This is a genomic window from Lactobacillus equicursoris DSM 19284 = JCM 14600 = CIP 110162 (assembly GCF_001434815.1).
Lineage (GTDB): Bacteria > Bacillota > Bacilli > Lactobacillales > Lactobacillaceae > Lactobacillus > Lactobacillus equicursoris.
In genome coordinates, this window is the sequence record NZ_AZDU01000011.1 from 37,859 (window position 1) to 47,051 (window position 9,193).

Consider the following 9,193-nt stretch of genomic DNA (forward strand, 5'->3'; position numbering starts at 1 on the left):
TGATGCCGATTATACGACTTGAACGTACGACCCCCTGTTTACAAGACAGATGCTCTACCAACTGAGCTAAATCGGCAAAGATATTCAAATACGGGTGGTGGGACTTGAACCCACACGTCCGAAAACACTAGAACCTAAATCTAGCGCGTCTGCCAATTCCGCCACACCCGCAGATCAGGGCCATGAGTCGTGAGGGACTTGAACCCTCGACCCTCTGATTAAAAGTCAGATGCTCTACCGACTGAGCTAACGACTCGATGGAGGATACAGGGCTCGAACCTGTGACCTCCTGCTTGTAAGGCAGATGCTCTCCCAGCTGAGCTAATCCTCCATAATTTTTTGTGGCTTGTGCCGTAAGCACAAATACTAGTATATCTTATTCAGCCCAAATTTCAAGTCCTTTTGCCAACTTTTTTAAAAAGGGAAAGTTGCAAGTCGTTATTTCTCTGGCATTCATCCCCTTTTTTCTTAAATAAAAAAGCAAATAAGACGGCATCAAAAAAACGGTGGATACAGATCCACCGTTTTTGAAAAGAATATTTACTAAATACCTTACATAATGTCGATCGTCTTGTTAGCGATCAGAACGATTGACAGAACGCACAAAGCCAAAATGACTACGTAAGTAATAATTTCGTTCTTGTTGAGCTTTCTCCCCTTTTCACGCACGTTTTGGTAGTAAATGATCAAGCCTGGAATGTAGCTAAGAGATACAACCAGAACGTATTGCCAACCTGCCAAAACCATGCAGATAAATTGGAAGGCTGCTGCCAAAAGGCCGTAGAACCATTGCCCCCATTCCTTGCGTTCTCTGCTGAACTTCATTTGGTAAAGACCAACAAAGAGGTAGGAGAACAAGATGGCACTTGAAGCTAAAGTGTAGCAGAATTCGTATGCCTTGTCAGTAACCAGTAAGGAGAAGAGGAAGATGGTTTGCAAAACTGCAGTCGTCATCAAGGAGTTAGTCGGAGCCTTCTTGCTGTTCAGCTTGCCCCAGAACTTAGGAGCAGCACCGTCTTCAGCGAGCAAAAGCATGGTTTCTGCTGGCAGCATGGTCCAGGAAAGCCATGAAACGATAGTAGAAATGATCAAACCAAGGTTGATCAGGATCATCCCCCAGTTGCCGACAACCATCTTCAAGTCGCTACCCAAAGCTGGTTGCGCTGCTGAAGCCAGTTGAGCCCGGGTCAGCATGCCGTAAGGCAAGATAGAAATCATCATGTAGAAGACAAGGAGCAGGACAAAACCAAGCATGGTTGCTTGTTGAGCTTCCTTAAGGCTCTTAGCACGAGAGCCCATAACTGAGGCCCCTTCAACCCCGATGAAGACCCAGATGAGCGTCATCAAGGTCCCCTTCATTTGGGTCCAAACGCTGCCAGTAGTCGTACCCTTAGACAGGTTGTTGGCTACTCTGCCCCAGAAGTCAGCGGTAAACATCCCTGACTTAAAGGAAACAATACAAATGATCACGAACATGATCAATGGCACAACCTTACAGAAAGTACCAATCGTGTTAACGAAGGAGGCACTTTCAACACCGTTGTTAACCAGGAAGGTCAAAGCCCAGCAGAAGATGATCGCAACGATGATTGATGGCAGGTTAGAGCCGCCCTTGAAGACCGGAATAAAGGTCCCGATCGCACTCATCAACATGGTGGCGAAGGCCAAGTTGCCTAGCCAGGCAGACAGCCAGTAAGCCCAGCCAGAAATGAATTCGCCAAGTGGGCCGTAGCCAGCCCCGGCGTAAGCAAAGATCCCACCCTTAAGGTCTGATCTTTTTTCAGTTAAATTGTTAAGTGACAAAACCAGCATCAAGAAACCAAAACCGGTTAACAACCAGGCCAAAATCGCTGGCCCTGGTGCAGCGGAGGAGGCAACTGAGCTAGTAATCCCGAAGATCCCAGTCCCAATTGAGGAACTAACGATTAAAGCGGTCAGGCCAACCAGGCCAATCCCGTTTTTGTTTACTTTCTCTTCCATTTTGATTACCTCAATTTTTATTTCTAAACATTCTTTTCACCTAAAAAAGCGGAGACAGTCTACCCCTTTTGAGCGATAGACCAGCTCCGCAATTTTAGTGTTTTTTCAAACAAGTATTACGCTATCAAGCTAGATGTCTTCGCGAACGATTGGGCAAGACATGCAGCGTGGGCCGCCACGACCTCTTGACAATTCACTTGAGCGAACTTCGTGTACCAAGATGCCGTGTTCTCTCAGCAGAGCGTTTGATACATAGTTTCTGTTGTAAGTTACGACTTCACCTGGAGCGATTGCCAAGGTGTTTGAACCGTCGTTCCATTGTTCACGAGGAGCAACGATTGGGTCGCCATTGCCAGTAGGGATCAAGTCGATTTCTGACTTGCCCAAGGCCTTCTTCAAGACTTCCTTGATATCGGTGTGGTGTTCGAAGGTTACTTCGCCATCCTTGCCTGGGTACAGTACCCAGTTGTCAACCTTGCCATCTTCAGTCAAGATGTCTGGGTGAACCGTGAATTGGTCATAGTTGATCATGGTGAAGACCGTGTCAAGGTGCATCATGGCGTGGTTGTGCGGAATGGAGATAGCAATTACCGTGTCGTAGTCAGAATTTGCAAACAAACTCTTAGCGATGTCTTGAATTGCGTCAGCGGTAGTCCGTTGTGAAATACCGATAGCTACTACGTGGTCGCTCAGTACCAATTCGTCCCCACCTTCGATGTGGCTAGCGTGATTTCTGTCGCGCCATACCTTAACCCTGCCAGCAAAGCGAGGGTTGTACTTCAAGATGTATTCAGTGATCATTGATTCACGTTGACGAGCTGGGAAGGTCATCTTGTTGACTGACATCCCTTCGCCAATGGAAGCTTGTGGGTCACGAGTGAAGTAGGCGTTTGGCAATGGATCCATCAAGAATGGCCAAGCAGTGTTTTCTGATACAGCTGCTAAGTCCAAAGCCTTAAGTTCCAAGTCGTCGCGGCGAACACCTTCGTAGATTCTGGTTACCAAGTCGCGAGGAGTCAAGGCCTTCAAGTATTCAACCAAGGCGTCGTGGGTTACGCCGGCAACAAAGCCTGCTTCAGCCACTTGTCTTTCGATGAATTCATTACGTACAGCTTCGTCAGCCAAGGCTTCCGTAGCCAGGTCTTCGGTATAGATAACTTCGGTACCATTGTCGCGCAAGGTTTGTGCGAAGAAATCGTGTTCTTCTTGAGCAATTGGCAGGTATGGAATGTCATCGAACAAAAGCCGTTCCATGGAGTCTGGCGTAATGTTCTCGATTTCGTGCCCTGGCCTGTGCAACATAACTGTCTTTAACTTACCAATTTCTGAAGTAACATGAATAGGACTTGTCATGATAATTCACTCCTATACTAATTGATATTGTTCTAATTAATCCTAATGAATAGTGGTTATAAAAGCAGTCAATAACCTATATTGGCTCAACTTACATAACTATTTAGAGAGTTGTAAATTGTTAGTTGTTTATTTTTAAAGAGAGATTTTTTACTAAAAAACTGATTGGCAATGCCGATTAAGTGTGGATAACAGTCCCCAACTGCCCAGCTAATGCGGCGTCTAAGCCTGAAAGTGAGGTAATAATGGCTTCTCTTTCTGGGTGGCCTTCAACAAAGGACAAGCAGGCTTCAACCTTTGGCAACATGCTGCCGGAAGCGAATTGACCTTCGTCGATATATTGCTTAGCTTCAGCTACAGACAAGTTTTCCAAGTTCTTTTGGTCTGGCTTGTTGAAGTTGATCGCTACGTAGTCAACAGCCGTCAAGATGATCAGCTTGTCGGCGCCAACGTTGGCTGCCAAAAGGGCACTTGACCGGTCCTTGTCGATTACGGCTGGAACGCCTTGGAGGCCTTCTTCGGTTTCCACAACTGGCACCCCGCCGCCACCGCCAGCGATGACTAATTCGCCAGCTTCGATCAAGGTCTTGATGCTGTTTAATTCAACGATTCTCTTTGGCGTAGGTGAAGGAACGACTTGTCTCCAGCCGCGGCCCGCGTCTTCTTTGAAAATGTAGCCCTTGTCAGCTGCAATTGAGTCAGCTTCTTCTTTGCTGTAGAAGGCCCCAATTGGCTTGGTTGGGTTTTGGAAGGCTGGGTCTTCAGGATCAACAACGATTTGCGTAACGATCGTTGCGACATCCTTCTTCATGCTGCGCTTGTGCAATTCGTTTTGCAGGCTTTGTTGCAGGTGGTAGCCAATGTAGCCTTGACTCATGGCCCCACATTCTGGGAATGGGAAGGCTGCGCTTTGACCATGTTCTGCAGCATAGCTCATGCCTAAGTTGATTTGTCCAACTTGTGGGCCATTGCCGTGACTGATGACTACTTCATTGCCGGCTGAGATCAAGCCGATCAATGAGGAAGCAGTGTTCTTAACCAATTCTAATTGTTCGGCTGGTGACTTGCCGAGGGCGTTGCCGCCCAATGCTACAACAACTTTTGACATAAGAGCACCTCTTCTAGACTAGTCACCCAAGGTAGCTACCATGACAGCCTTGATGGTGTGCATCCGGTTTTCAGCTTCACGGAAGACCACTGAGTACTTGCTTTCGAAGACTTCGTCAGTTACTTCAAGTTCCTTCAGGCCAAACTTTTCGTAAACTTCGCGGCCTACTTCAGTTTCCAGGTTGTGGAAAGCTGGGAGGCAGTGTTCAAAGATTACGTTAGGGTTTTCGGTAGCCTTCAAAACGTCCATAGTGATTTGGTATGGTGAAAGGAGTTCGATTCTCTTCTTCCACATTTCGTCGGATTCACCCATTGATACCCAAACGTCACCGTAGATTACGTCCATGCCCTTAACGCCTTCCTTGATGTCGTTTGAAACAACAATCTTGGCGCCAGTCTTTTCAGCAATTGCGTTAGCCTTTGCCAAAGTTTCTTCGCTTGGGTTAAGTTCTGGAGGAGTTACTACGTGGTATTCCATACCCATAACGGCTGCGCCCAGCATCAAAGCGTTTGAAACGTTGTCGTGGCCGTCGCCAACAAAGGCAAACTTAATGTCCTTGTATTCCTTCTTCAAAACTTCCTTAGCAGTCAAGAAGTCAGCCAAAACTTGAGTTGGGTGGTCAGCGTCAGTCAAACCGTTCCATACTGGAACACCTGAGTACTTAGCCAAGGTTTCAGCTGCTTCTTGTGAGAAGCCACGGAATTCGATACCATCAAACATCCCGCCCAATACGCGAGCAGTGTCCTTAACTGATTCCTTGTGGCCAAAGTGTGAGCCGCTTGGCCCAAGGTAAGTTACGTGAGCGCCTTGGTCGTGGGCACCAACTTCAAATGAGCAACGAGTTCTGGTTGAGTCCTTTTCGAAGATCAAAGCAATGTTCTTGCCCTTCAAACGAGGCCTTTCAACGCCGGCATACTTGTCCTTCTTGAGTTGTTCTGCCAAGTCAAGCAAGTATTCCATTTCACGGGTGTTAAAGTCTGCTAAAGTCAAGTAGCTGCGGTTACGTAAATTAAAAGCCATGATAGCTTCCTCCTAATTCATTTATGTTTTGGTTTTTCACTTGTTTACGATTATTATTATAGAAAGCGCTTACAGGCAACCACAACAAAAACCGGAAAGATTTAAAAAAAGATGACGGAAATTATTTTATTATTTTTCGCCTAAGTGCATAATTGAATTCTTTCCATGCATAGAAAGGTGCTTATGCATCTTCTGAAGCGGTTTCAAGGAGATTATGCATTATTTTATATTTTGACCTCAAAATGCTAAAATAGATTTTGAGAATCACAAAACTTCAATAAGCATCAAAAATGAAGGAAAATGACCAAAAATGTACTATTATATCGTCAATAAGAGCAACAAGAACATACAATTTATCAGTAATGCTCTAGAAAGCAACTTCGAAAACATCATCGTAGGCCAGACCAGCGATGCGCAGAGAGCCTATGATGACCTCAGGCAATTGCGGGTCGACGTATTAATAACTGACTACGATTTGGCGCCCTTTGATGGCTTGGAACTGCTCCAAAAGCTGAAAAAAGCCAACATCCTGCCCCGAATCATCATGACGGCCAACACGCCTTCTGATGCCTTGGTGACGGCCGCCTACGAAAAGGGCTGCGACTTTTTCCTGCACCATCCTTTAAATGCCCTGGAGATTGCCCATGTGTCAAAGGTCCTTAGCACGCAGCTGCGCCTCCTTAGCAACATGCGGGTCATCAGCGAGCTCTCTGGCAGCTTGAACAGCCCCTATGCCCGCCAGCAAACAGTTCACCGCCAGCAGATCGACTTTGTCACTGACACCCTCCGCTTTTTGGGCATTGCCGCCGAAAAGGGCTATGACGATATCATGCGGATTATTCGCTTGATGGTGGACAAGGACCAAAACTTCGACCAAGTGGACCTAGAAAACTGCCTGGGCATCAATCCTAAGGAAAAGAAGGTGATCTACCAGCGCATCCGCCGGGCCCTCCATATTGGGATCGTCAGCCTGGCTACCATGTGCATCGACTACCCGGACAACGACATGTTGCTGGACTATGCTAACAACCTCTTTGAATACCAAAACGTCCATGCGGAAATCCTCCACCAAAACGGCACTGAGATCGAAAGAGGGCAAATCTCCCTTCAACACTTCTTTGACGGCCTGCTCCAAGAGAGCTACCGCGCCAAGCGGCTGGCACCCAATCGACCCAATTGACATTGACGGCGCTTTCAACTAAAATTAACATTGTAAGTAAAAGTCCATTTTTTCCTAAAAAATTTAAATAGAAAGGTCAAAAATGTTAACAAAAGTAACTGTTGATCCTAGTTTCTGGGAACTCTTTCCAAATGCCCAAGTCAACATCATGCTGGTCAGCGGCATTGACAACCACGACACTGATGACAACCTGTCAGCCCGCCGCAAGCTGTTAAGTGAAGCCGAAGACAAGGCGGAAGACTTTTTAGGGGCGGCCCAATTCAACCGCAACGCTGTCATCGATGAATGGCGCAAGGCCTACCAGCAGTTTAAAAAGAAGAAAGGCGTTCGGGCCTCAATTGAAGCCCTGCTCAAGCGAGTGGACAAGGGCGAAGACTTGCAGCCAATTTCCCCGTTAGTTGACGTCTACAACTCTGTTTCCTTGTCTCACGGCGTGCCAATCGGGATTGAAGACCAGGAAAAGTTAGCTGGCGAAATGCACCTGGGTCTGGTTCATGAAGGCCTGGCCTTTAAAGCCGTGGGCAAAGACACTGACGAGCCAACGCTAGAAGGTGAAATGGCCTGGTACGATGAAGATGGCGCGGTTTGCCGCTGCCTGAACTGGCGGGATGCTCAAAGAACCATGCTGGACGAAGCTTCAACCAAGGGCGTAATCGTTATTGAATCCGTCAACCAAGACCAAGCAGCCCGGGCTAACGAGGCTGTCAATGACTTGACCGAGCTACTGAAGGAATACTTCGGCGTTACCCCAGACAAAGCCGTCGTTTTAACTAAAGACAGTCCATCCGTTGCTGTCGAGTAAAAAAAGAGGACCGTTAGGTCCTCTTTTTTCTTGCTTATTTTCTTTGGTAAACCAGTTCCCCGCCGATCCAGGTTTGATCAGCGTGCACGGCAGTTAAGTCGTCAGCTTTTTGGCTGAACAGGTCCTTGTTTAAAACGACAAAGTCCGCGTCTTTGCCAGCTTCTAGCGTCCCATTTTGAGTAAAGCCGCCCATGATGGCTGCGTCACGCGTATATGCCAGCAGCGCCTGCGGCAAGGAGATGGCTTCATCTGCGTTAATCGTTCCGCCCCCAGCCGTTTTCCGGGTAACGGCAGCGTACATGCCGTAAAATGGACTGTCTGGCTCTGCCCACGGAGTACATGGGGCGTCAGAACTAAGGCTGACAATCGGGGCTTCTTTTTCCATGGTCTTGATCCGGTAGGCCAGCTTTAGCTGGTCCTTAGACAAAAATTGCCGGTAGGAGTCTTCTTCAGCAAAGAAGAAAATTGGCTGGGTGGAAATGCCGAGGCCGATCTTGGTCTTTTTTAACTGCTCAAACATCTGGTCACTGATTAAGGAGGCGTGCTCGATCCGAACCGATGGCATGCCGTCAAGCCACGGGTCAAGGTCTTGGCAAACGTCGATCACGTTTTGGACAGCCTCGTCGCCCATGGCGTGAACCGCAACTTGCAGGTGGTTAGCTCTTGCGTAGTCGATGATCTCTTTTAACCGCGCCTGGCTAGTGAGGCAGACGCCCTTTTTGCCAGAAGGAAAGCCAGCTTTCATATAGGCCGTTTCGCCAGAAATCGAGCCGTCCATAAAGACCTTGAGACCGGCGACGCGGAGGCGGTCAGTCTGGGCGATTTCTAGCGGACCATCTACTTCATCAGCGACATAGTAGATAGCGGACTTAGGCTTAAAACCTGCTTTGTAGGCATCTTGATAAAGCTTGAGGCTGACATAGGGATGGAGGCGGCCCATCATTTCGCCGATGGCCACGATGCCGTTTTCCAGGTAGTGCCCTGAGGAATTGACCAGATTTTTTACGTCATTTTCATAGCTCAAGGCTGACTTGGACCGGATAAGCAGCTGGCTAGCCGCCACTTCCCGCATGAAGCCAGTTGGCCGGCCGTTTTCGTCTTTCTCGATCTTGCCGCCAACTGGGTCAGGCGTGTTTTCGTCAATGCCGGCTAGTTCCAGGGCCCGGGAATTGCCGACCGAAGAGTGGCAGTCGGAGCGATATAAAAAAATCGGCTGGGTGGTGGACACCTGATCCAGATCGTCTCGGTTTGGGCTGCGGTGCTCAGCTAATTTGCTTTCGTCAAAGCCCCAGCCCTCGATCCAGACATCGGCGCCTTTGCCATATTCCGGGGTGTGTCTAAGTGCCTCTTGCATTTCAGGGATGCTATTGACCAGGGGCGGCGTGCAGGCTGCGCCGTGCAAGGCGTCAGCGATATACTTAGGGTGGGTGTGGTTGTCGATCAGGCCCGGCACTACCGTCGACCCGTGTAAATCGATGACTTCGTCCGGCTCGGAAACTGCGTTGTCAGGTGCGATTTTGCCGTCGACCACCGTTAGAGAGTCGGCAAAGGCAGTTTCGTTGGTTCCCAGGAAAACTTTTCCGTTAATAAATCGTTTGCTGTGCATTTTGTGTACCTATTTTCTATTAATCCGCTTACATATTTTCCTGGTTCAATTTTACCGCTAATTGTGTTTTTTGGGAAACTAGGATAAGCGCAGCCGCAAATTTGACTCAACTAAACTGGACTTTTTAATAATCGCGGCAACTTT

At 48.0% G+C, this 9,193-nt stretch carries 7 protein-coding genes and 4 tRNA genes; 2 read left to right on the forward strand and 9 right to left on the reverse strand.

What is annotated here, in order from left to right; genetic code table 11:
• Positions 1-3 precede the first annotated feature (3 nt).
• The 8 genes from FC20_RS03520 to argF form a co-directional block, all read right to left on the reverse strand.
• A tRNA-Thr gene (locus tag FC20_RS03520) sits at positions 4-76 on the reverse strand.
• A 13-nt stretch (positions 77-89) separates the two neighbouring features.
• Positions 90-171 (reverse strand) — tRNA-Leu (locus FC20_RS03525).
• Between the two features lie 12 nt (positions 172-183).
• A tRNA-Lys gene (locus FC20_RS03530) sits at positions 184-256 on the reverse strand.
• Positions 257-258: 2 nt separating this feature from the next.
• Positions 259-331: transfer RNA gene (locus FC20_RS03535), tRNA-Val, on the reverse strand.
• Between the two features lie 221 nt (positions 332-552).
• Entirely contained in the window at positions 553-1,980 is a 1,428-nt protein-coding gene (locus FC20_RS03540; protein ID WP_008460323.1) for a basic amino acid/polyamine antiporter, read from the reverse strand.
• 129 nt (positions 1,981-2,109) lie between these two features.
• Positions 2,110-3,333 carry an arginine deiminase gene (arcA, locus tag FC20_RS03545; protein WP_008460322.1) on the reverse strand — a complete coding sequence of 408 codons (1,224 nt, stop codon included), beginning with the start codon at positions 3,331-3,333 and terminating at the stop codon, positions 2,110-2,112.
• A 178-nt stretch (positions 3,334-3,511) separates the two neighbouring features.
• The gene (gene arcC / locus FC20_RS03550; RefSeq protein ID WP_008460320.1) at positions 3,512-4,441 is read right to left on the reverse strand and encodes a carbamate kinase; all 930 of its coding nucleotides are present in this window, start codon (positions 4,439-4,441) and stop codon (positions 3,512-3,514) included.
• 18 nt (positions 4,442-4,459) lie between these two features.
• The gene (gene argF / locus FC20_RS03555; protein WP_008460318.1) at positions 4,460-5,461 is read right to left on the reverse strand and encodes an ornithine carbamoyltransferase; all 1,002 of its coding nucleotides are present in this window, start codon (positions 5,459-5,461) and stop codon (positions 4,460-4,462) included.
• A gap of 310 nt (positions 5,462-5,771) precedes the next feature.
• Here argF and FC20_RS03560 point away from each other — a divergent pair, with 310 nt between their 5' ends.
• Together FC20_RS03560 and FC20_RS03565 are read left to right on the forward strand one after the other, a co-directional pair.
• Positions 5,772-6,641 carry a DNA-binding domain-containing protein gene (locus FC20_RS03560; protein WP_008460317.1) on the forward strand — a complete coding sequence of 290 codons (870 nt, stop codon included), beginning with the start codon at positions 5,772-5,774 and terminating at the stop codon, positions 6,639-6,641.
• 82 nt (positions 6,642-6,723) lie between these two features.
• On the forward strand, positions 6,724-7,443 hold the full coding sequence (locus tag FC20_RS03565; protein ID WP_008460316.1) for a B3/B4 domain-containing protein: 720 nt from the start codon (positions 6,724-6,726) through the stop codon (positions 7,441-7,443).
• A gap of 34 nt (positions 7,444-7,477) precedes the next feature.
• Here the strand turns inward: FC20_RS03565 and FC20_RS03570 are convergent, their stop codons facing one another.
• On the reverse strand, positions 7,478-9,049 hold the full coding sequence (locus tag FC20_RS03570; protein WP_008460315.1) for an amidohydrolase: 1,572 nt from the start codon (positions 9,047-9,049) through the stop codon (positions 7,478-7,480).
• Between the last annotated feature and the right edge of the window lie 144 nt (positions 9,050-9,193).